13 protein-coding genes (1 of these 13 only partly in view) are annotated in these 24949 nt (G+C 69.9%); 8 read left to right on the top strand and 5 right to left on the bottom strand.

Annotated elements, in window-relative coordinates:
* From T8K17_RS15725 to T8K17_RS15715, 3 genes are read left to right on the top strand one after another with little or no spacing between them, the layout of a single operon-like run.
* Nucleotides 1-624 (top strand): ATP-binding cassette domain-containing protein, encoded by a 624-nt coding sequence (locus T8K17_RS15725; protein WP_322330685.1) that lies wholly within the window; start codon nucleotides 1-3, stop codon nucleotides 622-624.
* On the top strand, nucleotides 621-1604 hold the full coding sequence (locus T8K17_RS15720) for a Gfo/Idh/MocA family oxidoreductase (protein ID WP_322330684.1): 984 nt from the start codon (nucleotides 621-623) through the stop codon (nucleotides 1602-1604). The genes T8K17_RS15725 and T8K17_RS15720 overlap by 4 nt, the downstream gene beginning before the upstream one ends.
* Before the next feature lies 1 nt (nucleotide 1605).
* Nucleotides 1606-2439: an SDR family NAD(P)-dependent oxidoreductase gene (locus T8K17_RS15715; protein WP_322330683.1), complete on the top strand. Its 834-nt coding sequence runs from the start codon at nucleotides 1606-1608 to the stop codon at nucleotides 2437-2439.
* 14 nt (nucleotides 2440-2453) lie between these two features.
* On the opposite strand, the gene T8K17_RS15710 is transcribed toward T8K17_RS15715, so the two are convergent.
* A complete protein-coding gene (locus T8K17_RS15710; RefSeq protein WP_322330682.1) occupies nucleotides 2454-3761 on the bottom strand; it encodes an LLM class flavin-dependent oxidoreductase in 1308 nt (435 codons plus the stop codon).
* A 254-nt stretch (nucleotides 3762-4015) separates the two neighbouring features.
* Here T8K17_RS15710 and T8K17_RS15705 point away from each other — a divergent pair, with 254 nt between their 5' ends.
* The 3 genes from T8K17_RS15705 (at nucleotide 4016) to T8K17_RS15695 (ending at nucleotide 6715) form a co-directional block, all read left to right on the top strand.
* A complete protein-coding gene (locus T8K17_RS15705) occupies nucleotides 4016-5299 on the top strand; it encodes a DUF2254 domain-containing protein (protein WP_322330681.1) in 1284 nt (427 codons plus the stop codon).
* Between the two features lie 94 nt (nucleotides 5300-5393).
* Nucleotides 5394-6218: an alpha/beta hydrolase gene (locus T8K17_RS15700; RefSeq protein WP_322330680.1), complete on the top strand. Its 825-nt coding sequence runs from the start codon at nucleotides 5394-5396 to the stop codon at nucleotides 6216-6218.
* An 86-nt stretch (nucleotides 6219-6304) separates the two neighbouring features.
* On the top strand, nucleotides 6305-6715 hold the full coding sequence (locus T8K17_RS15695) for a hypothetical protein (RefSeq protein WP_322330679.1): 411 nt from the start codon (nucleotides 6305-6307) through the stop codon (nucleotides 6713-6715).
* A 6-nt stretch (nucleotides 6716-6721) separates the two neighbouring features.
* On the opposite strand, the gene T8K17_RS15690 is transcribed toward T8K17_RS15695, so the two are convergent.
* The 4 genes from T8K17_RS15690 to T8K17_RS15675 all read right to left on the bottom strand — a co-directional run bounded on the left by T8K17_RS15690 (nucleotide 6722) and on the right by T8K17_RS15675 (nucleotide 11007).
* Entirely contained in the window at nucleotides 6722-6907 is a 186-nt protein-coding gene (locus tag T8K17_RS15690) for a hypothetical protein (RefSeq protein WP_322330678.1), read from the bottom strand.
* 91 nt (nucleotides 6908-6998) lie between these two features.
* Nucleotides 6999-7916 (bottom strand): DUF697 domain-containing protein, encoded by a 918-nt coding sequence (locus tag T8K17_RS15685; protein ID WP_322330677.1) that lies wholly within the window; start codon nucleotides 7914-7916, stop codon nucleotides 6999-7001.
* Nucleotides 7917-8119: 203 nt separating this feature from the next.
* Entirely contained in the window at nucleotides 8120-9205 is a 1086-nt protein-coding gene (locus T8K17_RS15680; RefSeq protein WP_322330676.1) for a prohibitin family protein, read from the bottom strand.
* 143 nt (nucleotides 9206-9348) lie between these two features.
* Nucleotides 9349-11007 carry a cyclic peptide export ABC transporter gene (locus T8K17_RS15675; protein ID WP_322330675.1) on the bottom strand — a complete coding sequence of 553 codons (1659 nt, stop codon included), beginning with the start codon at nucleotides 11005-11007 and terminating at the stop codon, nucleotides 9349-9351.
* Between the two features lie 338 nt (nucleotides 11008-11345).
* Here T8K17_RS15675 and T8K17_RS15670 point away from each other — a divergent pair, with 338 nt between their 5' ends.
* Both T8K17_RS15670 and T8K17_RS15665 read left to right on the top strand, forming a co-directional pair.
* Nucleotides 11346-21308 carry an SDR family NAD(P)-dependent oxidoreductase gene (locus T8K17_RS15670; RefSeq protein ID WP_322330674.1) on the top strand — a complete coding sequence of 3321 codons (9963 nt, stop codon included), beginning with the start codon at nucleotides 11346-11348 and terminating at the stop codon, nucleotides 21306-21308.
* Nucleotides 21305-24949: the 5' end (the start) of a non-ribosomal peptide synthase/polyketide synthase gene (locus tag T8K17_RS15665; RefSeq protein ID WP_322330673.1), read on the top strand. Its footprint extends 20130 nt past the window's final position; 3645 of the gene's 23775 nt are visible here — the first part of the coding sequence; it begins with the start codon at nucleotides 21305-21307; the stop codon falls past the right edge of the window. The genes T8K17_RS15670 and T8K17_RS15665 overlap by 4 nt, the downstream gene beginning before the upstream one ends.

The raw sequence follows: 24949 nt of genomic DNA, 5'->3' as shown, positions 1-24949 counted from the left end.
ATGACCGCGATGCTGAGCGTTCAGCAACTCACGAAGACCTACACCACCGGTTTTCCCAGCCGGAAGCCGACCTTCACGCTCGGCGCCGACTTCACCATCGAGGAGCCGGCCATCGTCGGCCTGATGGGACCGAACGGTTCGGGGAAGACCACCCTGTTCGAGCTGATCACCGGCTCCAACGCGCCGACCGGCGGCCGGGTTCTGGTGCAGGGCCGGGACATCCACCGCATCCGCACCGACGAGCGCGACCGGCTGGCGATCCATTACCACCAGTCCTACCAGGTCCGGCATTTCCGCTCGCTGACGCCCAACTTCATGCTCGAGAAGGCCGGGTCCGACTACCCGATCGTCCATCTGTTCGACGAGCCGCAGTTCAACACCCAGGACGGTTATATCGGCTTCATGCTCGATTTCTTCCGCAAGCTGCGCGCCCAAGGCCGGCTAGTCTTCCTCTGCGTCCACCCGAACGAACGGTTCCACTTGGAGATCCTGCAGGAGATCTGCGAGCGGTTCATCTTCGTGCAGTCCGGCTCGGTGACGCCGATGCCCGACTACGCCTCGCTGGTCGCCCTTCCGCCGGTCCAGGCCTATCTCGGCGACCTGCTGACGGAGCGCGCGGCATGAGGGCGGCCCTGATCGGCGCGGGCATGATCAGCCTGTATCACCTGCGCGCCTGGCAGGCGGCCGGTGTCCCGGTGGCGGCGATCTGCGACCTCGACCGGGCGAAGGCCCAGGCCCGGGCCGACGAATTCGGCATCGACCGGGTCTATGACAGCCCGGAGGCGATGTTCGCCGAGGGCGGGTTCGAGGTCGTGGACATCGCCGCCTCGGTCGGCGGGCACGCGCCGCTGACCCGGCTGGCGGCGGATCATGGCGTCCACGTCCTGCTGCAGAAGCCGATGACCGAGACGGTGGCGGAGGCCGAGGCTCTGGTCGCCGATGTGGGCGACCGCATCCGCTTCATGGTGCATGAGAACTACCGGTTCCGGCCGCATTACATGACCGTGCGCCGCTGGATCGACGAAGGCCGGATCGGCCGGCCGCGTCATGCCGCCATTGCCGTCCGCGGCTCCGGCCTGTGCCCGCGCGAGAGTACCGTGCCGTTCCTGATCGAGCGCCAACCTTATCTGACTGGGTTCCGGCGCAATCTGGTGTTCGAGACCATGATCCATCACCTGGACGTGCTGCGCCTGCTGGTCGGCCCGCTGACCGTGGTCGCCGCAAGGCTGAACCGGCTCGCGGACGGACTGCCGGGGGAGGACACGGCGTCCATCCTGATGGACGGACCGGACGGGCTGATCGCGACGGCCGACGGCTGCATCTGCGCGCCCGGCTACCCGCCGCTGCACGGCGACCGGCTCGAGGTCGTCGGCACAAAGGGCACCGTCGTCATGGACTTCAACCGGGTCTTCCTGGTCGGCGAGGAGGAGGCAGCCGAGGAGGTCGACCTGATCGGGCGCTATCAGGAGGGTTTCGATCATGCTATCGCCGCCTTCGTCGACGGCGTGCGCACCGGCGCGCCGTTCGAGACCGACCGCCTGGACAATCTGGAAACGCTGAAGCTCATGGAATCCGTCTACACCGCCGCCGGGGTGACTGTCTGACATGGAAGCCCCGACCCCCGCCGCCGCCCCCAGCCTGACCCCCGCCATCGATCCCGAGCGGCTCGCCGGCCTGTTCAGCCTGAAAGGCAAGACCGCCCTGGTGCCCGGCGGCTACGGTGCGCTGGGCGAGGCGATCTGCCTGGCGCTCGCCGCCCATGGCGCGTCCGTCGTCGTCGCCGGCCCGAAGCAGGAGAAGGCGCAGGCGCTGGCCGACCAGGTCGCGGGCCAGGGCGGCACCGCCTGGGCACTAGGGCTGGACGCCAGCGACGTGGACGCGATCCGCAGCACGGTGGAGGAGGCCGTCTCCCTTGCCGGCGGCATCGACATCCTGGTGAACTGCGTCGGCATTCAGCGCGAGCAGTCGATCTTCGACGTCACGCCGGAAGCCTTCGACACGATGTACGCCACCAACCTGCGCTCGGCCATGTTCCTGAGCCAGTCGGTGGCCAAGCATCAGGTCGACACCGCGCGCCAGGGCCGGCACATCCACCTGCTGTCGGTGCGCTCCCAGCTCGCCCTGCGCGGCCGCGGCTATTCCGCCTACTGCGCGACCAAGGGTGGGCTTCTCATGCTGGTGAAGCAGCACGCGATGGAGCTGGCCCCCTACGGCATCACGGTGAACGGCGTGGCCCCGACCTTCATCCAGTCGGACCGCATCCGCCCGCATCTGGAGCGCGAGGAGTTCCGGAACTTCATCCTGAACCGCAACCCGCTCGGCCGCATCGGCGAGCCGGTCGAGGTCGCCGGCCAGGTCATCGCCTTCGCCGCCCCGGCCGGCAGCTATATCACCGGTCAGGTGGTCTATATCGACGGCGGCGTGACGGCGAGCCAGTAGCCCCCTCGCCCGCGTCAGCTCCGCAGGTTCTCGCGGAGGGTCCGGCCCCCATAGGCTGTCCGGAACAGACCCCGGCGCTGAAGCTCCGGCACCACGCCCCGGCAGAACTGCTCGAACATCCCCGGGAAGGTGGTCGGCGTCACCACGAAGCCGTCGCAGCAGCCGGCCTCGAACATGTCCTGCAGCCGGTCGGCGACCATGGCGGGCGTGCCGACCAGCTCGCGGCGGCGATGCCGGTTCTGCGCCGCCTGAGCCAGGGTCAGGCCTTCCGCCTTCATCGCCTGCTGCAGCACCTGTTCGGTGCCTTTCATCCCCTGGTTACCCTGCAGTTTCGCAAGCTCGGCCGGATCCTTCAGCTTGGTGAGGTCGACCCCGACGCTGTTCGAGGTCGAGGCGGTGATCAGCTCGGGATCGATCAGGCTGTCCAGATAATCCGCCTTTTCCCTGGCGATGGACTCGGTCTCGCCCAGCACCACCGACACGGCCGGCAGCACCGCGCAGTCGGTAGGCTTGCGGCCGATCGCCTCCAGGCGGGAGTGGAGATCGTCGTAGAACTCCTTCATCTCCTCCTTCCCGCGTTGGACGGTGAAGACCACCTCGGCCCAGCGGGCGGCGAACTCGCGGCCCCGGTCGGAGCTGCCGGCCTGCATGATCACCGGCCGGCCCTGGGGGCTGCGCGGGATCGACAGCGGCCCGCGGGTCTTCACCCAGCGGCCCTGGTAATTGGCGTAATGGACCTTATCGGGATCGGCGAAATACCCCGCCTCCTTGTCCAGCACGAAGGCGTCCTCGTCCCAGGAGTTCCACAGAGCGAAACACGCCTCCAGCACGTCGTCGGCCCGGTCGTAGCGCTCCTCGCGCGGCGGCAGCGCGTCCATGCCGGCGTTCTGCGCCTCCAGGTCGGTGGCCGATGTGACCACGTTCCAGGCGACCCGCCCGCCGCTCATCACGTCCAGCGAGCCGAGCCAGCGGGCCAGGTGGTATGGCGTGTGGAAACTGGTCGAGAGCGTCGCGCCCAGCCCCAGATGGGTGGTCGCCGCCGCCATCACCGGCAGCACCACCGTCGGGTCCAGATAGCTGATCTGCCCGCCCCGGCGCACATAGGGATCGAAGCTGGCGCCGTGAATGTCGTAGAGCCCGAACAGGTCGGCGAAGAAACAGCCATCGAAACATCCGTCCTCCAGCACCCGCGCGATGTGCTGGTAGCGGCTGGGGTGCAGAATATCGTCCAGGGTGGATTCCGGATGGCGCCAGCCGCCGACATGCAGGGCGGTCGGCCCAGTCTTCAGATAGGCGACCAGGTGCATCTGACGGGCGTTCATGCGGGCAGTCTCCTTCGGCATAGGCACAGGGCATGAGTATCGGCATACCCATATCCTTTGCCTGCTGCGATCCGCGGCACGACATCCTGTCCGGTTCGGCACCGCCGGGCGCTGCGCGACGGTGCCGCAGGCGGGCCGCCGCCTGACCGCCATCCTTTGAAGCGGCGGCAGCGTTGAGGCTGGACGCGGCACCGCGCCCATGGCACTCCAGACCGAGGCGATGTCGCCGGTGACAGGGAACGGTAGGGCCGATGGTGGAAGCGTCTCTCCGCAAAACGATCCGCGCCCTGCGCGGTTTTCTGACCATTCCCGGGGCGATCAGCTTCTCCGGCCTGCTGGTGGCGATCGGCGTGTGGTCCCTGGAACTCTACCTGCGGGCCGAGTATCCCGACTTCGTCCCGAAGTTCCTGGTGGTGGAGACGGACACCGCCCGGGCGGTCTTCACGACCTCGGCCAGCGCGTCCATGTCGGCGCTTGTGATGGTCTATTCCATCGTGCTGCTGGTCTACACCATGGCCGCCAGCGCGATCGGCCCGCGTCTGCTCCAGCGCTTCGGCGACGACCGGGTCAGCCAGATCTCGGTCGGCTCCCTGGGCGCCACCTTCCTGTACTCGCTGGAATGCATCTGGTTGAGCCGCGACGGCGTGCCGATGGACCTGACGGTCACGGTCGGCGCGGCGTACATGATCGTGTCGGTGATGCTGCTGCTGGTCTTCGTGCAGCGGGTCTCCACCCGGGTCAGCATCGACCGCGAGGCCGCAGAGATCGCCCTGGCGCTCGACCGCCAGGTCTCCTACGCCATCGACCGCAGCACGCCGCTGATGGCCCGCGACCTGGTGCTGCCCGACGCCAGCGAGCGCACGGTCCTGTCGACGGCGGACGGCTATGTCGACGCCGTGGAGCCGTCGCAGCTCCTGACGGCGACCCAGGCCATCGGGGCGACCGTCTTCTACGACGTGCAGCCCGGCGATTTCGTCATCACCGGCGCGCCGATCGCGACCGTCTTCAACGACCCCGAGAAGGTCCTCGACCAGCATGTGATCGACGCCGTCCCCCTGCTGCTGGTGCGCACGCCGGAGGGCGACCTGCGGTTCTCGGTGAACCTGCTGGTGGAGATCGCACTGCGGGCCCTGTCGCCGGGGGTCAACGACACCTTCACCGCCATCGCCTGCGTCGACCGCCTGTCGGCGGCACTCGCCACCGCCCGCGCCCACGGCCTGTCCATCGGGGTGCATCTGGACACCGAGGGCGTGGCCCGGGTCGTGTCGCCGACCACCACCGCCGACACGCTGTTCAACGAAGCGTTCCCGCCGCTGCGCCGTGCCTCCCGCCGCAACGGGCTGATGAGCCTGGCGCTGGTGCGGGCGGTCGCGCGGATGATCCGCATCGCCGAACCCCAACAGCGCGAGGCCATGTTCGCCGAGCTGCACCTGATCGCTGAGGAAGTCTCGGCCAGCGATCTGCTGGACGCCGACAAGGCCGAACTGCTGTCGCGGATCCAGAAGACCCTGGAGCTCCAGCCTCAGCCGCCGGAATAGGGTTTTCCAGCGCCGGTGGCGGCACGAAGGCCGATTGTCGCGGGATGCGGAAGCCGATAAGGGAGTCGCATCCCCTCACTCAAGGAAGGCCGCCATGAAGACCCTCTCCGTTAACGGCTGCGACATGGCCTATCTCGACCTCGGCCACGGCAAGCCGCTGGTCTGCGTGCACGGCTCGCTCAACGATTTCCGCGCCTGGACGCCGGTGCTGAAGCCGCTGTCGACCGGCCGGCGGATGATCGTGCCGAGCCTGCGCCATTATTTTCCGGGCACGTGCAGCGGAACCGAGGCGACCTTCACCATGGCCCAGCATGTGGAGGACGTGATCGCCTTCATCGAGGCGCTGGAGGTCGGCGCCGTCGACCTGTGCGGGCATTCCCGTGGCGGCCATCTGGCCTTCCGGCTGGCGCTGAAGCGCCCGGACCTGGTGGACCGCCTGGTCCTGGCGGAACCCGGCGGCGCCCTGGACGATACCCTCATGCCGACCGACGGCGTGGATCTGGGCGCCGGCGCCGGCACCCGAGCCCATGTGGCCCAGTCGGCGGAAAAGATCGCCGCCGGCGATCTGGAGGGCGGCCTGCGGGTGTTCATCGAGGGGATCAACGGTCCGGGGGCCTGGGATCGGCTGCCGGCGGCGGACCGGCAGATGCGCGAGGACAACGCCACCACCCTGCTGGCCCAGGTGAACGAGGGCCGCCTGCCGTTCTCCCGCGCCGAGGCGGAAGCGGTGACGCGGCCGACGCTGTTCATCGGCGGGGCCGACACGCCGGGGATGCTGCCGGTCGTCCTGCGGGCGCTGGCCGCCCATGTTCCGGGCGCAAAGACGGCGATCCTGGCGGATGCCGGCCACAGCATGTTCCGTCAGCAGCCCCGGGCGTTCTGCGAGGCGGTACTGGGATTCCTGGGGACCTCCGCCTGAAAAACACCTTAAACGGGAATTATTTGATCATCATTCTCGTTAATATACACTGATGCGGCGTGCTGACCGAGACGAGGACGACGCCCATGCGCTCCCTAACGCCGCCCCTCCTCCTGGCGTTGCTGCTCGCGATGCCGGCCGGCGTTTCGGCCGCCTGTCTGCCGGGGCGGGACGCGGGAAGCTGCGCGCTACAGATCCGGATCGCGACCGCGAAATACGGCTCGGAAGACCAGTGGTGTTCGGGGCTGGGCTGGGTGTCGAGCCAGTGCAACGGGCGATGGATCTGCCCTGTCGCCCTGCCGGAGGTGGCCGGCGACCGGTTCGACGCGGCGGAGCGCTCGCGCATGCGGCGCGAGACGATCTGCGGCCCGGTGAGCGCCGCCGCCAAGTCCCTGTCCATCGGGTGGTATTGCAGCGACGGCGTCACCTTCCTGGGGCAGCCGACCGTCACCCTGCGCGACGGCGAGCTGGCCATGCTCTCCTGCAGCGCGCCGTGACCGGGTCTACCGCCGGCGGGTGAGAAGCAGGAAGATGAAGATGAAGAACGGCGAGAAGATATAGGCGGCTACGAAGGACCCCCAGAAGCCGATCAGCCGGTCGCGGCCGTACAGCCCCACCAGGGCGCAGACCAGGAAATAGATCAGGACGATGGTCGCGAAAGTCAGACGGGGCGGCCAGAAATAGTCCATCGCACAGGGTTCCTCTTTCCCGCCCGGCAAGGCCGGCGGGACGGCGGCGCCCGGACCGCCTGGGTCCGAGCGCGCAGGTCGCCTACGGGGATCAGGCGGCCTTGGCGGCGGTCTCGGCCTGCTTGGGGGAGACCGAGGCCAGCACCTTCTTCACCTGCGCCTTGGTGTCCTCGACATCCAGGTTCTCCAGGTCGCCGTCGCGCTCGAACAGCTCGGTGAAGACCGTGCCGATGGCGTAGGTGACGCTCCAGCAATAGGCCGGCATGGTGACCAGGCCGAGCAGCGGCCCGAACAGCGGCACCGACCGGATCAGGCCGATGGTGCTGACCTTCAGCGAGGTGGGGATCAGGCTGCCCAGGATGGCCGACAGGATCGTGCGGCCGAGATTGCCCGAGTACTTCACCCCATAGGCGTCCGCCAGCTTGCTCAACATGGTGAGCTGGACCGCGGCGAGACCGGCGATATCGATCACCGCGACCGGCACGATGCCGACACCGGCGCTGATGGCGGAATAGGTCGCGACGATCTGGTTGGCCTTCACGCGAGACTGCTGCTTGATCGCGGTCTTGGCATGCTCGTAGTGGACGATCTGATCTTCCACGGCGGGATCGGGTTGAGGGCTCATGGTGCTGTCTTCCTTTCCGGTGACGGGGTTGCTGGTCGGGGAGGCATCGTCGCTCCCCGTCGACTCGGCCGCCAATGGGCTGGTCTTGGCGGCCTCAACCTGCTGCTGGAGCCGGCTGGTCTCTTCCTTCGACATGTCCAACTCCTTGCTCAGATTGTCGGCTTTGGACTGGGCGGCCTTCAGGTCCTGTTCCAGACCTGCAAGCCGCTTCGCCCGATCGGCGGATTCCTTCTTGAACTGCGCCGCGTCGGCCTTCGCCGCCCCGGCTTCGCCCTTCAGCTTTTCGGCATCCCGGTTGCGGGCGGTCTGCGCAGCCTTCACCTCGCGCTTGAGTTTGGTGATCTCGCGCTTCAGTCCCCGAACGTCCTCGGTGTTCTCAGCCACGTCGGGGTCCTCCCTTGCATGAACCGGTGTCCTGTCCGACGGAGGATCACGACCTTAAAGAACATACTGCCCGTCAGAATTACTCTCTATGCGAGAGAATAACATGTTATTCATCGATTACAAATCTTCTTCGCGGCGCCCCTGGTCTCGCACCCGGTCTCGGACGTCGGAACCGAGACGGCGCGGGGCGGCCGGATCGTCGCTCACGGCCTGGCGGGGCCGGATCGGTCCAGGCCGAGATCGGCGGCGTTGGTGTTGGAGAAGACGCCCGGCGCCCGCTCGATCGTCTGATTGGGAGCCGCGGGGGGCCCGGAGGTCGGGCTGGTGCGGAGGTCCGCGTCGATCGACGGCTGTCCGGCGGCCGGGCCGCCGCCCTCTATCGGGCCGAGAATGATCGGCAGCCCGTCCTGGCCGGAACCGATGACCACGATCTTGCTGTTGTTCGACAGCGCGAGCTGCAGGGTGGCGTCGATCCCCTTCCAGCGCAGATAGGCGTCGGTGATCCCGTCATTCACGATGCGCTGGAACTCCTGGATGCCCAGCGCCTCGATCGCCTTGCGCTCGCTCTCCTTGCGCTCGCGCTCGATGCGGAAGTCGTATTCCAGATTGACGTGGTACTGCTCCTCCTTGCGTTCGATCGCGTCGCGCACGAGGGACGGCAGGGCGATGCTGCGGAACATCACATCGTGCAGCTCGATCAGCGTTCCCGGGCCAGCCGCAAGATCCGTCAGCCCTTCCGAGACCCGCTGCCCGCGTTCGGTCGCCGCCACATCCTCGCTCACCTGTTCGAGCTGGCGCCGCGCCAGGACCAGGATCGCCTCCTCCACATCCTCACGGTTGGTCGAGTAGAGCTGGACCGGGGAGTATTTCGCCGCCTCCGCCCGGGCGATGGCGCCGATCTTCGGCATCAGGATGGTGGTCAGGTAGTCCGGCCCGAGATACTTGTGCAGCAGGCCGATCCGCTCGCGGGCGATGCGGTAGCGCACCGTGATGTTCGCCCCGATGGTCAGACCGTTCGACGAGATGATGTCGTAGTTCTCGTTCACCCGCTGCATGCGGGCGTCGTATTTGACGATCTTGTTCCAGGGCAGCACGAAACGGTTGCCCTCCCGGTAGAAGCGGTCGGTGACGGTCCCGCCGTCGAACCGCTTCCACAGCACGCCGACAGAGCCGGCCGGGATCGTGATCACGCTGTTCGGCGCGAAATAGATCGCCAGGAAGGCCAGGATCATGACGGTGACGGTCACTCCCGGCAGATTGCGTAGAAACAGGGCTTTCAGAGCGTTCATGCGGCCGGCTCCGGGCTCCATCACGCCGGCTCAGGCACCAGCCCCCGTGAGAAGTCGAGGGAGTGCCATAAATTGCTTATGAATACCGACCTTCAATCATAGACATATAATAACTGGATACTCAAACCCTATCTCCGGCGCGGTCAGTCGCCTGCCGTCGGCATCTCCACCAGCCGGCCTTCGGTCATGTGGATGCGCCGGTCGGCCACGTCGAAATAATGATCGTCATGGGTGACGGCGAGGATGGTTTTCCCCGCCCGTTTCATCTCCGGCAGGATCTCGCGGTAGAATTTGCGCCGGAACTCGGGATCCTGGTCGGCCGCCCATTCGTCGAAGATGTAAATCGGCCGGTCCTCCAGCAGGCTGACCACCAGGGCCAGCCGTTTGCGCTGGCCGGTAGAGAGTTCGATGGTGGAGAACTCCCCGTCGATCAGCTGGGCCTTGTCCTGGATCTCCATACGCTCCATCAGCGCGCGGACCCTGTCCCGGTCGCTGTGGTCGATGCCGTAGAGCCGTCTGAAGAGATGGAAGTCGGCGAACACGATGGAGATCAGGTTGCGGTAGGCCTCGTAGGTTTCGGGCCCGATATCCTGCCGGTCGATCCGGATGCGGCCGGCGGCAGGGTAGTAGAGACCGGCCAGCAACTTGATCAGGGTCGACTTCCCCGACCCGTTGCCGCCCGTTACGAAGATCATCTCCCCCCGCTTGACCCGCAGGTCCAGGGGGCCGAGGACGAAGGGGCGATCCGCCTTCGGGTCGCTGTAGCGGTAGCTCACGCCGCGCAGCTCCAACTCCTCGAAATCGGGACCGAGCGGGTCCGCCGGCCCGTCGCGGCTGCCACTGACCGCCGCCGAAAGGGTCGTGTCCAATCGCTCGATGTTCTCGGCGGCCGAGTTCGCGTTGGCGAAGATCGACATGAAGTTGACCAGGAAGCTGACCGGCCCGATCAGGAACAGGGTCGCCGTCGCCGTCTGGATCACCACCTCAGGATAGCTGCTGCCCAGGTCGTGAAAGATCTTGCCGACCTGCGGCACCAGGAAGACCATCGCGGCGACCAGGAAATAGAACATCGTCTGCGAGAAGATAAAGCTTCGGGCGATCCCGGACTGGCTCTCCTTCTTCTTTTCCGCCGCATGGGCGGAGATAGCGGCCAGATCCGCGTACAGCGCGTCACTGCGCGCGGCGTTCATCCGGACTTCCTTGAACCCCTCCAGCAGGTCGGTGAGCAGGTCGAACAGCCGATTCTCCTCGGCCGCCGCCAGCTGCAGGTCGGCGTTCAGCCCCCGCAGGTTCTTCATGTAGAGCCACGACGCGACGCCGATGAAGGTGACACAGACCACGAAGGCGATCCGCGACAGCCAGGCGATGTACAGCAGGGTGAACAGCATCAGGATGGCCGATTGCGCACCGACCACCAGAGACTGCGCCGCCTGGGACAGGGTCAGGGTGTCCTTGTTGATGCTGGCATAGATGAAGGACCGGCCGATCCGTTCCAGCGGGCCGAGATCCGCCGTCCTGATCTTCTCGATCAGCCGCATCCGGATCTTGTGGATCATCTCCTCGACCTCCCGGGTGGAGGAGATCATCACGCTGCGCTGGGAGACGATGTAGATGCCGGTGACCGCGAGGAAGATCGAGAGATGATAGGTGCGGCGGTCGTCGTCGATCGCGGCGGCATCGCTCGCCGCCAGATTGATCACCGCCAGGATCAGCGCGTTCGCCAATCCGGATATCGCCGCCAGGAACGCGAAGCCCAGCCACGACGCCTTAGACTCGCGGCGGATGAGTTTCAACAGGTCCATAGGCTGGCCCACCCTCGCCGACACATTAGTATGAGTGGAAAAATCCACTAGCTCATATCCTTATATGAAACCCTGAGGGCCTGGGATAGATCATAAAAGTTGCATCGTGCGGCGATGCTCTAGATCGCAGCCCTGCGCCATCGACCGCCGATTTTCTGCCCTTAACTCAATTTTACTGCGGGCATCAGGGACACTGCGGTCAACTCAGACGATCCACGTTAATACGATCCCGCGAAAAACCCTCTTGTGATGAGGCGCAATCTATACGAGTATGAATAACATGTTATGCGAACCCTTGTCGCGTAACGCCCTTTTCATCTCGGCTCCCGGGTATCCGCATGGCGCGACGACACGTGCAGAAGGCTCTGACCGCCGGCGATACCGCGCTCGGCACCGATCCCGCGACCGGCGCCCAAGCGCCGCGGACCCTCTCTGGCCTGCTTGAGCGCCGTGCCGGCGGAAGTTCGGGGCGCTATTACTTCCTGCAGGACGGCCGCGAGATCGCCGCGAGCCTCGACCACCCCACGCTGCGTCGACGCGCCCGCGCGGTGACGAACGGGCTGCTGGCCAAGCGCGCGCCGGGCAGCCGGGCGCTGCTGCTCTATCCGCCGGGACTGGACGTGCTGCCCGCCTTTTTCGGCTGCCTGGAGGCCGGCATCGTCGCGGTCCCGGTACCGCCGCCGGACGGGGTCCGCCTGAAGCATGCCCTGCCCCGCCTGCAGGCGATCGTCGCCGATGCGGAGGCGGACGCGATCCTGACGACGGCCGCCCTGCAACAGGATCTGGCCGAGCGCATGGCCGACGCCCTGCCCGGCGTCCACTGGCTGGCGACCGATACCCTCGCGCTGGCGGACGTGGAAACCGAGCCGCGGCCGCCTATCGCCGCCGACGACCTGGCCTATCTGCAATACACCTCCGGCTCCACCGGAACGCCGCGCGGGGTCATGCTGACCCACGGCAACGTGCTGGCGAACCTGCGCTATCTGCATGACGGGTTCGACTGCGCCGGCGACAGCGTGTCGGTCACCTGGATGCCCTACTTCCACGATTACGGTCTGGTGGAGGGGCTGCTGCGGCCGCTCTACAGCGGCACCGACTGCTACGTCCTCTCGCCGCTCACCCTGCTGAAGCGTCCCTCGCGCTGGCTGGAGGCGATCTCGCGCTTCGGCGCCACCCACAGCCACGCCCCGAACTTCGCCTACGAGCTCTGCCTGGAGCGGGTCACCGGCACGCAGCGCGAGGATTTGGACCTGTCCCGCTGGCGGGTCGCGGGCAACGGCGCCGAGCCGGTGCGGGCCGAGACCCTGCGCCGGTTCTCCGAGGCGTTCGCTCCCTGCGGCTTTCGGGCCGAGACCTTCTACCCGGCCTATGGGCTGGCGGAGGCGACCCTGTTCGTCAGTGCCAAGACCCATGGCGCGGCACCGACCTATCTGACCCTGCGGGCCGACGCGCTCGAGCGCGACGCGGTCATCCCGGCCGACGCCGACACGCCCGAGAAGGTCCGGCGCGTGTCCGTCGGCTGCGGCCGGATCCGGCCCGGCACCGACCTGCGGATCGTCGATCCGACGACACGCGCCGCCTGTCCGCCCGACCGGGTCGGGGAGATCTGGGTGGCCAGCCCCAGCGTTGCCCTCGGCTACTGGCAGCGCCCGGAGGACACCGAGGCGACGTTCAGGGCCCGTCTCGCAGACGATCCGGCGGCCGGCCCGTTCCTGCGCACTGGCGATCTCGGTTTCCTGCGGGACGGGGAGTTGCACGTCAGCGGCAGACTGAAGGACCTCATCGTGATCGCCGGGGTGAACCACTACCCCCAGGACATCGAATGGACCGTCCTGGATGCCTGCCCCGACCTCCGCCGAGAGCATTGCGCCGCCGTCTCGGTCGACCGCGACGGACAGGAACGTCTCGTAATCCTGGCCGAGGCCGGAACCCGCCGGCACGACTGGTCGCCGGTGTTCGGCGCGCTCCGCGGCGCTCTCTCGGAACGGCACGGACTGGCGGTCTCGGAGATTCAGGTGATTGGCCGCGGGCGGATCTCCAAGACCTCCAGCGGCAAGGTTCAGCGCCGCGCCTGCCGTCAGGCCTTCCTGGACGACAGCCTCGAACCGATCGCCCGGTGGCGGGCCGCCGACCCCGTCGCAGCGCCCGGCCCCTCGGTCCCGGAGGCAGCCAACCTGCAGTCCTGGCTGGCCGGATACATCGCCCGGACGACGGGACGCCCGTTCGGTCAAATCGATCGGCACGCGCCCTTCGCCGACCTCGGCCTGGACTCCCGCGCCGCCGTCGCCCTGGTCGGTGCGCTGGAGGACCGTCTGGGCACCGGACCGCTCAGCCCGACGCTGCTCTGGCGCCATCCGTCCATCGCCGCCCTCTGCGAACACCTGACGGCAGCGGACGCGACACCGGCGCCCCGCGCTGACGGCCCGACCCGGCACGACCCGGTCGCCATCGTCGGCCTGGCCTGCCGTCTGCCCGGCGCGCCCGATGCGGCCGCCTTCTGGGAACTGCTGCGCGAGGGACGCTGCGCGATCCGCGCCGATGCGCGCCTGCCGGGGGTCGAGGCCGGCTTCCTGGAGGATGCCGACTGTTTCGACGCCGGGTTCTTCGGACTGCCCCCGAGCGAGGCCCGGGACATGGACCCGCAGCAGCGCCTGCTCCTGGAAACGGCATGGTCGGCACTGGAACACGCAAGGATTCCGCCGGACCGCCTGAAGGGGTCGCGCACCGGTGTCTACATCGGGATTTCCTCGGCCGATTTCGCCCTGGACCGCGTCAGCCGCGGCGACGCCGAGGGGTTGGTCGGGGCCTATAGCGGTACCGGGATGGCGTTCAGCATGGCCGCCAACCGGCTGTCCTACCAGTTCGACCTGCGCGGCCCGAGCCTGGCCATCGACACCGCCTGTTCGTCGTCCCTCGTGGCCGTCCACCAGGCCTGTCAGAGCCTGCGCAACGGCGACTGCGCGGTGGCCCTGGCCGGCGGGGTCAACCTGATCGGCGGTCCGCATCTCCAGCTGGCGCTGGAACGCGCAGGGATGCTGTCCCCGACCCGTCGCAGCAGGACGTTCGATGCCGCCGCCGATGGATATGTGCGGGGGGAAGGCTGCGCCGTCGTCGTGCTCAAGCACCTGGCGGCGGCCCGGCGCGACGGGGACCGGATCCTCGCCGTCATCCACGGCTCCGCGGTGACCCAGGACGGGCGCAGCAACGGGCTGACCGCGCCCAATCCCGCCGCCCAGCAGGGGGCGATCCGCGATGCGCTCGCGGCTGCCGGGGTCGAGGCGGACACCATCGGTTATGTGGAGGCGCACGGCACCGGCACCCGGCTCGGCGACCCCATCGAGGTCGAGGCGCTTCAGGCGGTCCTCGGTCCCGGCGGACCGGCCGGCCGTCCCTGCCTGATCGGATCCGCGAAGGCGGCTATCGGCCATCTGGAGGCTGCCGCCGGGATCGCGGGGCTGGCGAAGGCCGTGCTGTGCCTGCAGCACCGCAAGATCCCGCCGCAGCCCGGGCTGGATGCGCTCAACCCGCTGATCCGGCTGGACGGAACCCGGTTCTCCGTACCGGCCGAGCTGCAGGACTTCCCCTCGGGTGGGCCGATGCGCGCCGGGGTGAGTTCCTTCGGCTTCGGCGGCACCAACGCCCACGTGATCCTCGAAGAGGCACCGGAAGACGACCTGGCCCAGCCGGAAACGGCAGCCCACCGGTCCCGGTACCTGCTGGCGATGTCCGCCGCACATCCCGATGCCCTGGGCGACCTCGCCCGCCGGTACGGCGCGCTCTGCCGGGAAGCCGCCGATCTGCCGCCCGCCGCCCTGTGCCGGGCGGCGGCGACGGGCCGGGCGCAGTTCCGCCACCGGATCGCCGTGACGGCGCAGACGCTGGACGGGCTGGCGGAGCAGCTCGTCGGTGCCACGGCCGTCGAAGCGCCGTCCCAGGCGCCGGGCGTGGCGTTCCTGTTCACCGGCCAGGGCTCCCAGTATCTCGGCATGGGCCGGACACTCTACGAGAGCGACGGTGGCTTCCGGGACGATCTGGACCGTTGCGACCGGATGCTTGCGACGGAGTTGGACCGCTCGCTGCTGTCGGTGATGTTCGGCGACGACGACCGGCAGCTCAATCAGACCGCCTATACCCAGCCAGCTCTGTTCGCCCTGGAATACGCGCTGGCCCGGCTCTGGCAGCGCTGGGGAGTGCGGCCGTCGATCCTGTTGGGACATAGCGTAGGCGAGTATGTGGCGGCCTGCCTGGCCGGAGTCTTCGACCTGGAGACCGGCCTGCGCCTGATCGCTTCCCGCGCGCGGCTGATCCAGGGACTTCCCCTGGACGGGGCCATGCTGGCGGTACAGGCCGACGAGGCGACGGCGGCCGAACGGATCGGCGCGCGCTCGCAAAGCGTCTCGGTCGCCGCCGTCAACGGGCCGCGCAACACCGTCCTCTCCGGCCGACGCGAGGCTCTGGAGGAGATCCGGCGCGGTCTGGAGGCGGACGGGCTGCGCAGCCGATACCTGCCGGTCTCACACGCGTTCCATTCGCCGCTGCTCGACCCGATCCTGGAGGCGTTCCACGTCGTCGCGCGCCGCTTCGACTTCGCCGCCCCGTCGATACCGCTCATCGGCAACGTCGATGGCGCGGTTCTGAAAACCGCCCCCGACGCGGCGTACTGGACCCGGCATCTGCGCGCCCCGGTCCGGTTCGCCGATGGTCTGCGGTACCTGCGGGCGACCCACCGGGTGTGCCTGGAGATCGGACCGAAGCCGCTGCTCACCGCCCTCGGCACCCAGACCGACGACGTCGGGGACGGGTTATGGCTGGCAAGCCTGCGGGACGGGCAGGACGACTGGACGTCCGTGACCGAGACCATGGCCGCTCTGTACACCGCCGGACTGGACCCGGACTGGGCCGCGTTCCAACCCGCCGTGCCGAGGGCCGAGATTCCGGATCTGCCGGGCTACCCGCTCCGCCGGGAGCGATTCCCGCTGCCGCCCCGTCCGGCGCAATGCGATGCCGCCGCCGGTCTGCGGCGCGCCCTGCTGGATCTCGCGCCCGACCGGGTGCCCGCGGCGGCAGTCGATGTGGCGGACTGGGCCTACGTGCCCTTCTGGGTTGCGGCGCCGGCCGAACCGCCGCTGGAACCCATGGCAGGCGCGTTTCTCGTTCTCGCCGACCGGTCGGGGACCGGTGCCGTGGTGGCGCGGACGCTGACAACCGCCGGGGCCGAGGTCGCGCTCAGGATCGGCGACCTTCCCGAAGCCTTGCCCGAGGGAACAGCCCCCCTGACCGTCCTGTGCTGCTGGCCGCTCGACCTGCCGGATCCGAACGGGCTTTCCGCTGCCGACATCGCCGCGCCGCTGGCCGATCTGCACGGTCGCCTCGCCGCCCTCGCCCGTCTGCTGGCGCGCCAGAACCGGCGCCCGGTCACGCTCCGGTTCGTTACCGGGGACGGCGTCGGCGCGTCGCAGGGCACCGGCGGCGGTCTGCTGCAGGCGACCGTCTGGGGCCTGGGACGGTCGCTGCGCCGGGAGCATCCGGACTGGCGCGTCACTCTTCTCGACGTCGACGGGACCTCGGGATCGGCGGCCGAACAGATCTCCACGGAGATGGCCCTTGCCCTCCCCGGAGACGAAATCATGCGGCGCGGCGCCGAGCGCTTCGCCCTGCGCCTCGATCCGACGCCCCTGCCCGAGGCGAACCAGGCCGATCTCGGCGATACCTGGCTGATCGCCGGCGGTCTCGGCCGGTTGGGGCGCCTGCTCGTCGGCCGGCTTATCGACCTCGGCGTGCGCCATCTCCTGCTGCTGGGTCGCCGCGCGCCGGACGGGACGGCGGCCGCCCGGATCGAGGACTGGCGGGCACGGGGGGTCGAGATCCGGATCGAGCCGGTCGACGTCGCCGACGAGGCCGCGCTTGCCGCCGCCGTCGCGTCCCTGCCCCGCGGTTGGCCGGCGCTGGGGGGGATCGTCCATGCGGCGGGGCATCTCGACGACGGTCTCCTGCACACCCAGTCGCCGGATCGGATCGCGGCGGTGATGGGGCCGAAGGTGCTCGGCGCCTGGGCCCTGCACCGTCTGACCGCCACCCACCCCGTGCGCCATTTCGTGCTCCTATCCTCGGCCAGCGGCCTGCTGGGAAATCCGGGCCAGGCCGCCTATGGGGGAGCCAACAGCTTCCTGGACGCGCTCGCCCTGGTCCGCCGCAGCCGCGGCCTAACGGCGCAGAGCGTGAGCTGGAGCGCCTGGTCCGACGCGTCCGCCGACGCGCGGCTGGCCGGTCGCCTCGCCGAGCACGGGCTCGCCCCGATTGTCGAGGACAGGGGCCTCGATGCGTTCGAACGCGCGCTCGCCCTGGACGTCCCGCATCTCGCCCAGCTGCCCCGGCGCCGGGACAGCCGGCTGACCCATCCGCTGATCGACGGCGGCACCGCCGCCCTGCCGGCGCCGGCGACCCCGGTCGCCCGACTGACGTCGGCGCTCGCAGCACTGCCACCCGCCGATCGGCCGGCCGCCGCGCTGCGCGCGATCCTCGCCCATGTCGCGGCGATGCGCGGGGTCGAGCCCTCCTCCCTCGACCCGGATCGCGGCTTCTTCGACCAGGGCCTCGACTCCATGAACGCGATCGAGCTGCGCAACCGGCTCCAGAGCGATCTCGGCCGCCCGCTCGCCGCCACGCTGGCGTTCGACCACCCGACCCCGGCGCGTCTCGCCGATCAGGTTCTGGCGCTCGCCGACCTGGCCGACGCCGGAGCCGTCCGATCCGACCCGGTGTCGGTGGCCCCGAGCGATGGCATCGCCATCGTCGCCATGGGGTGCCGATTGCCCGGCGGCGTGACGGATCCGCGCGGGTTCTGGGAAATGCTGCGCGACGGGGTGGACGCGATCACCGAAATTCCGGCCAGCCGCTGGGACAACACGCGCTTCTACTCGCCGGACCCGGAGCTCCCCGGGACGATCCAGACCCGCCATGGCGGGTTCGTCGACGGGATCGAGCTGTTCGACCCGGTGTTCTTCGGCATCTCGCCCCGCGAGGCCCGCCACCTGGACCCGCAGCAGCGTCTGCTCCTGGAAGTGTGCTGGCGGGCGCTGGAACAGGGCGGCATTCCGCCGAGCAGCCTGGCCGGCAGCCAGACCGGCGTCTTCATCGGCATCAGCACCAACGACTACCTGCACCGGCTTACCCGGGACCCCGAGGCCATCGACGCCTATCTCGGCACCGGCAACGCGCTGAGCGTGGCGGCGAACCGGCTGTCCTTCTTCCTCGGGCTGGAAGGGCCGAGCCTCGCCATCGACACCGCCTGCTCCTCCTCGCTGGTGGCGATCCACCAGGCCTGCCAGAGCCTGCGGAACGGCGAGTGCGACATGGCGGTCGCCGGCGGCGTGAACCTGCTGCTCGACCCCACGGTCACGCTCAACCATTCCCGCGCCCGGATGCTGGCCCCGGACGGCCGCTGCAAGGCCTTCGGCGCCGCGGCGGACGGCTTCGTGCGCTCCGAGGGCTGCGGGATCGTCGTGCTCAAGCGGCTGGACGAGGCGCGGCGCGACGGCAACCGGATCCTGGCGGTGATCCGCGGCTCGGCGGTCAACCAGGACGGACGCACCAGCGGCCTCACCGTCCCCAACGGACCGGCCCAGGAGCGGGTGATCCGCCGCGCCCTGCGCCAGGCCGATCTGGACCCGGCGGATATCGACTATGTGGAGGCCCACGGCACCGGCACGGCCCTGGGCGACCCGATCGAAGCCGGCGCGCTGCAGGCGGTGTTCGGCGCGGAAGACCGGTCCCGGCCGCTGATGATCGGCTCGGTGAAGAGCAATATCGGCCATCTGGAATCCGCCGCCGGCGTGGTCGGACTGCAGAAGGTCGTGCTGTCCCTGGCCGCGGGGGAGGTTCCCGCCAGCCTGCATTCGGTCCCGCCGTCGCCGCGCATCGACTGGGCGCAGACGGCGATGCGGCTGCCGGCCGGCCGCGAGCCCTGGCCGCGGCCCCACGGTGTGCGGCGGGCCGGCGTGAGTTCCTTCGGCTTCGGCGGCACCAACGCCCATCTCGTGGTCGAACAGGCCCCGCCGCCGGCCGGCCGCGGCATCCTCGCCTTCAGCCGCTACCTTCTGCCGCTCTCGGCGAAAAGCCCGGCGGCGCTGAAGGTGCTGGCCCGCACGACGGCCGATGCCCTGGCCGATAGCGACGACGCCGCCGCCGATCTCTGCTTCACCGCCGCCTGCGGCCGCGATCATTTCGGTCATCGGCTGGCCGTGCTCGGGCGGGACACCGCGGACCTCGCCGCCTCCCTGAACGCCTGGCTGACCGACGGCGACCACGCCGCTGCCCTGGCCGGAACGGCGCCCGCCGCGGCCCGACCCGACCCGACCCCGGCATCCGCAGCCACCGCCAGCGTGCAGGAGTGGGAGGCTGTCGCCCGTCGCTATGTCGATGGTTCGGGCCCGGACTGGCGCGCCCTCTATGCCGGACTGCCGCTGCGCCGGGTCGATCTGCCGGGACATCCGTTCGAGCGCGAGCGCTACTGGGTCGACGCACCCGACTTCGCCCGACCCTCTGCGCTCGGCCGATACGCCCTCGCGTGGCAGCCGGTGCCCGCCCCATTACCCCCGACCTCCAAGCCGACCGGCCATTGGCTGATCCTGTCCGACAACGGCGGGATGGGAGACGCCCTTTGCGCCGCCCTGGAGGCCCAGGGCCAGCGCTGCACGCCGATCTACAAGGCGCCGCTGAACGGTGCCCGCCGGAACCTGCTCCCCGGGGACGAGGCCGCCGCCCGGGCCCTGCTCGACGAGATCGGTCCCTTGGTCGGCGTCGTCCACCTCTGGTGCCTGGACGAGACCGCAGCGTCGGGGTCGGACGGCCTGTCGGACCCGCGCGGCGGCGGACTGGCGAGCGTCCTGGGGCTGTCCAAGGCCCTGCAAGCGCTGCCGCATCCGGCGCCCCTCTGGATCGTCACCCGCGACGCCATGGCCGCGTCGCCGCAGGATCGCCTGGATGGCTTCGCCGACGCCGCTCTCTGGGGGTTCGGCCGCAGCTTGGCGCTGGAGGCGCCGTCCGTCTGGGGCGGATTGCTGGATCTGCCGGGCGAGACGCCCACGGACGCCCTCGCTCCGCTGCTCGCCTCGGTCCTTCTATTGGAGGACGGACCGCGGGAGGCAGCGGTCCGGGACGGCGGCCTCCTGGCGCCGCGTCTGGTCCGTCGGATCTCCGACACGGGCAACACGCCGTCCATCGGCCCGGACGGCAGCTACCTGATCACCGGCGGGTTCGGGAGTCTGGGCCGGGCGATCGGCCTGTGGCTGGCCCGCCGGGGAGCCGGACGGCTGCTGCTGATCGGGCGGCGCGGCCCCTCCACCCCCGAGGCCAGGGCGCATGTTGCGGCGCTGCGGGAGCTGGGCGCCCGCGTGGACGTCGCCGCCCTAGACATCGCCGACGGCCCGGCGCTCGTGCGCCAGATCGACCGCTGGCGGTCCGACGGGCCGCCGCTGCGCGGGGCGGTCCATACGGCCGGACTGGGCGAGCGGCGCAACCTCGCCGACCTCACCTGGCCCGAATGTGAGGAAACCCTGTCGGCCAAGGCGGCCGGAGCCTGGGCGCTTCACGAGGCCACCCTGAACGACCCGCTGGACTTCTTCCTCTGCAGCGCGTCCATCGCCGGCGTCTGGGGCGGTCGCCACCAGATCTCCTACAGCGCGGCCAACGCCTTTCTCGACGGGCTCTGCGCCCATCGCCGGGCGCTCGGCCTTCCAGCAAGCAGCCTCGATCTCGGCCCCCTCGCCGACACCACGCTGGTCGACGCCGATACCGGGCGCGACCTCCGCCGGATCGGTCTCACCCCCCTCCCGGTCGACGGCCTGCTGTCGCACCTGCCGGCCGTCCTGGAAACCGGTGACCCTCAGACCGTGCTGGCGGATGTGGACTGGCCGCGGTTCGCCGCCCTGTACCGCAGCCGGCGGGCGACCGGGCTGTTCGACGGCGTGGCGCCGTCCGAACCGCCTATCTCCCTCGGCCGTCCGGATACCGGACCCGCGGCCTCGCCCCGCGCCTGGCTGATCCAGCGTCTGGGCGAGGTCCTGGGCTTCCCGGCCGACCGGGTGAAGACCGACGCGCCCCTGCCCCTCCTCGGCATCGACTCCCTGCTGGCGATGGAGGTCCGCACCCTCATCGAACGGGAGTTCGGGGTGACCGTGGACCTGCCGGCGCTGCTCGGCACCCAGACCCTCGACGACCTGGCGGTACGGCTGGAAGCCGGCCGCCGGACCGACCCCACCCCCGAGAAACCCGAAACCGCGTGGATCGCAGGCCAGATATGACGATTGCTGAGTTCGTGAAGAGCCTCGCCGACCGGAACGTCGAACTGTCCCTGTCGGAAGGCCAGATCCGCTACCGCGGCCCCAGCGCGGCGCTAGGCGACGAGGTTCTGGCGCAGATCCGCGCCCGCAAGCCGGCGCTGATCGACTATCTGAGCCGGAGCGGCGGTCGCGCCGCCGAGCAGGAGGCGGGCGCCGACGCCCTGTCGCTGGGCCAGGAGGCGCTCTGGTTCATCTACGAGCTCGACCGCGGCAACCTCGCCTACAACACCCTGTACGCCGACCGGCTGCGCCGCGACCTGGACATTGAGGCGCTGCGGCGGGCGCTGCGAGCCCTGACCCGGCGCCACGACGTCCTGCGCACCCGCTTCGCCACCCGCGGCGGCCACCCCTATCGCGACGTGCTGAGCGAGCCGGTCGTCGATCTCACGGTGACCGACGCCATGGGACTGGATCCGAGCGGGCTGGAGGCGGCCATTGCGGCGGTCGGCGATGCGCCCTTCGACCTGGAGGCGGCCCCGCCGGCGCGCTGGCACCTGCTGACCGGTGCGGCCAACGGCACCCTGCCCACGCCGGTCCTCGTCGTCGCCGCGCACCACAGCATCGTCGATTTCCGCTCGCTGGAGATTCTGCTACGCGACCTGTCCGTCCTCTACCTGGCGGAGATCGGCGCGGCGCAGGCCGATCTGCCGGCGCTGCCCTGGTCCTATGGCGACCACGTGGCGGCGTCCCGCGCCTGGGTCCGCTCCGATGCCGGCCGGGACGCCCGGGCGTTCTGGATGCGGGAACTGGACGGCGACCTGCCGGTGCTGGACCTGCCGACCGACCGGCCGCGCCCCGCCAAGCAGAGTTATGTCGGCGCCACCCTGGTCCGCGATCTCGATGCCGACGCGAGCGCCGCGGTCAGGGCCGCGGCCCAGCGCCTCGGCGTCACCCCCTACGTCCTGCTGCTGGGCGCCTTCGGGATCCTGCTGCAGCGCTATAGCGGCCAGCGCGAGATCCTCGTCGGCTCGCCGATGCTCGGCCGGACCCGTCCGGAGACCGCCGACCTCGCCGGGTATTTCGTCAACCCGGTGGTGCTGCGCCTGCGGCCCGGCGAAGGGATTGGCACATCCGACTATCTGGCGGCGCTACGGGACACCGTCCTCGCCGCCCTGGAGCACCAGGACTACCCGTTCCCGCTGCTGGTGGAGGATCTGAAGCCGGAGCGCGACGGCAGCCGCTCGCCCCTGTTCCAGGTCGCCTTCGTCTATGAGCGCGAACGGGGCGAGACGCTGTCGGACCAGGGCCTGTTCACCGGGATGCTCGCTGGCGGACAGCGGGGGGCAGTGTTCGACATCACCCTCACCGTGCTCGACCGCCCGGACGGCCTGCGGTTGACCTGGGAATACGCCAGCGCGCTGTTCGACGACGCCACGGTTGCGCGGATGGCCGGCCATTTCGAGCACCTGCTGGCACACCTGCTCGACCGGAGCGATGGCAGCATCGACGCGCTGCCCCTGCTGTCCGAGGCGGAAGCCGCCCAGATCGCCGCCTGGAACCGGACCGAGGCGCCGCTGCCGCGGGCAAGAAACCTCGCCGACCTCATCGCCCGGCAGGTAATGCGGGACCCGTCCGCCGTCGCAGTGGAAGACGGCGAGCGCCGGCTGACCTATGGCGCGCTGGACATCCGCGCCTGCCGGCTCGCCAATCACCTGCAGGATCTCGGCGTCGGCCCGAACGACGTGGTCGCCCTCGCCCTGCCGCGCGGGACGGAGCAGATGATCGCCCTTCTCGCGGTGCTGCGCGCCGGCGGCGCATGCCTGCCGATCGACCCCCAGGACCCGGCGGAACGGCTGTCCTTCCTGCTGGTCGACAGCGGCGCCAAGGTCGTGCTCGCCGATGCCGCCACCGCCGATGGGCTGCCGCAGACGGCGGCGACGGTGGTCGTCCTCGCACCGGACGCCAGGGTGCTGAACCACGGCAATGCTGACGTGCCCGCCTGCCCGGCCGGACCGGACGATCTGGTCTATCTGCTGTTCACCTCCGGCTCCACCGGCCGGCCCAAGGGCGTGGCCATGCCGCACCGGGCGATGGTCAACCTGATGACCTGGCAGAAGACCCAGCCCGGCCTCTCCGCCCCCGCCCGCACACTGCAATACACCGCCCTCACCTTCGACGTAGCGTTCCAGGAGATCGCCTCAACCTGGTGCGGCGGCGGCACGCTGGTCCTGATCGACGAGGAACGGCGGCGCGACGGACGGGCGCTGCTGAACTGGATCGCGGCCCGGGAGATCGAGCGCGTCTTCATGCCCTTCGTCGCCCTGCAGCATCTGGCCGAAAGCGCTGCGGACGGGGGCCTGCCGCCCTGCCTGCGCGACGTGGTGACCGCCGGCGAGCAGCTTCGCATCACCCCTTCGATCCGCGCCGCCTTCGCCGGGTCGACGTGCCGGCTGCACAACCACTACGGCCCGACGGAAAGCCATGTGGTCACCGCCTATACCCTGCCGGAGACGCCCGAGACCTGGGAGGAGCTGACCCCCATCGGCGCGCCGATCGCCAATACCCGCATCCACCTGCTCGACGACAGCGAACGCCCCGTTCCGATCGGAATCCCCGGCGAGCTCTGCATCGCCGGCGCCGCCCTGGCCCAGGGCTATCTCGGCCGACCCGACCTCACCGCCGAGCGTTTCGTCGACCATCCCGACCATGGGCGGCTTTATCGGACGGGCGATGTGGCCCGCTGGCGCCCGGACGGCCTGCTCGCCTATCTGGGCCGGCGCGACGACCAGGTGAAGCTGCGCGGAATTCGCGTCGAACTGGGCGAGATCGAAGCGGTGCTGAGCGCCCATCCGGCGGTCGGAGAGGCCGCGGTCGCGACGGTCGGATCCGGCGCGGCCCTGCGCCTCGCCGCCTATGTCGCCCCGGCGGACGGCGCGGCGACGGAGGACGCGCTGCGGAGCGACCTCCTGGCCCATCTGCGCGCCACCCTGCCGGCGCCGCTGGTGCCGGGCAGCCTGACCCTGCTGCCGCACCTGCCCCAGACCGCGAGCGGCAAGATCGACCGGCGCGCTCTGCCGAAGCCGGCGCCCGAAGCGGAGGACACGGACGTCCCGCCGCGCACCGAGGACGAGGCTCTGCTGGCAGCGCTCTGGGCCGACGTCCTCGGCCTGGCCCGCGTCGGCGTCACAGCGAGCTTCTTCGATCTGGGCGGCCATTCGCTGATCGCCATGCGGCTGATCGCCCGGATCCGGGAGAGCTTCGCCACCGATCTGCCGCTGAGCGCCCTGTTCGAAGACCCGACCGTCGCCGGTATGGCGCGCCGGATCGCCGAGCTGCGGGGCGGCGAGACCCTGCCGCCGATCGTGGCGCGCCCGACAGCCGACGCCCGGCCGCTCTCCTTCGCCCAGCAGCGTCTGTGGTTCCTCGACCGGCTGGACGGGCCGAGCGCCACCTACAACATGCCCGCGACCCTCGCGCTGCGGGGGGCCCTGGACGTGGACGCCCTGCGCACGGCCGCGTGCCGGCTGGTCGCCCGCCACGGCAGTCTGCGCAGCCGGTTCCCGTCCCGCGACGGAGCACCCGAGGCCCGGCTGCTGGAGCCGTACGATCCCCTGACGGTCACCGACCTCACCGACCGAGGGGACGCGGAGGAGGAGACGGAC

Source organism: Thalassobaculum sp. OXR-137, from assembly GCF_034377285.1.
Lineage (GTDB): Bacteria > Pseudomonadota > Alphaproteobacteria > Thalassobaculales > Thalassobaculaceae > Thalassobaculum.
The sequence above is the reverse complement of the archived record's forward strand: the minus strand, read 5'-3'. Positions and strand labels throughout refer to the sequence as shown.

Excerpts from the sequence above, each read along its gene's own strand:
- T8K17_RS15725 (WP_322330685.1), top strand. The coding sequence starts at position 1 with ATGACCGCGATGCTGAGCGTTCAGCAACTCACGAAGACCTACACCACC.
- T8K17_RS15720 (WP_322330684.1), top strand. The coding sequence starts at position 621 with ATGAGGGCGGCCCTGATCGGCGCGGGCATGATCAGCCTGTATCACCTG.
- T8K17_RS15715 (WP_322330683.1), top strand. The coding sequence starts at position 1,606 with ATGGAAGCCCCGACCCCCGCCGCCGCCCCCAGCCTGACCCCCGCCATC.
- T8K17_RS15710 (WP_322330682.1), bottom strand. The coding sequence starts at position 3,761 with ATGAACGCCCGTCAGATGCACCTGGTCGCCTATCTGAAGACTGGGCCG.
- T8K17_RS15700 (WP_322330680.1), top strand. The coding sequence starts at position 5,394 with ATGAAGACCCTCTCCGTTAACGGCTGCGACATGGCCTATCTCGACCTC.
- T8K17_RS15695 (WP_322330679.1), top strand. The coding sequence starts at position 6,305 with ATGCGCTCCCTAACGCCGCCCCTCCTCCTGGCGTTGCTGCTCGCGATG.
- T8K17_RS15690 (WP_322330678.1), bottom strand. The coding sequence starts at position 6,907 with ATGGACTATTTCTGGCCGCCCCGTCTGACTTTCGCGACCATCGTCCTG.
- T8K17_RS15680 (WP_322330676.1), bottom strand. The coding sequence starts at position 9,205 with ATGAACGCTCTGAAAGCCCTGTTTCTACGCAATCTGCCGGGAGTGACC.
- T8K17_RS15675 (WP_322330675.1), bottom strand. The coding sequence starts at position 11,007 with ATGGACCTGTTGAAACTCATCCGCCGCGAGTCTAAGGCGTCGTGGCTG.
- T8K17_RS15670 (WP_322330674.1), top strand. The coding sequence starts at position 11,346 with ATGGCGCGACGACACGTGCAGAAGGCTCTGACCGCCGGCGATACCGCG.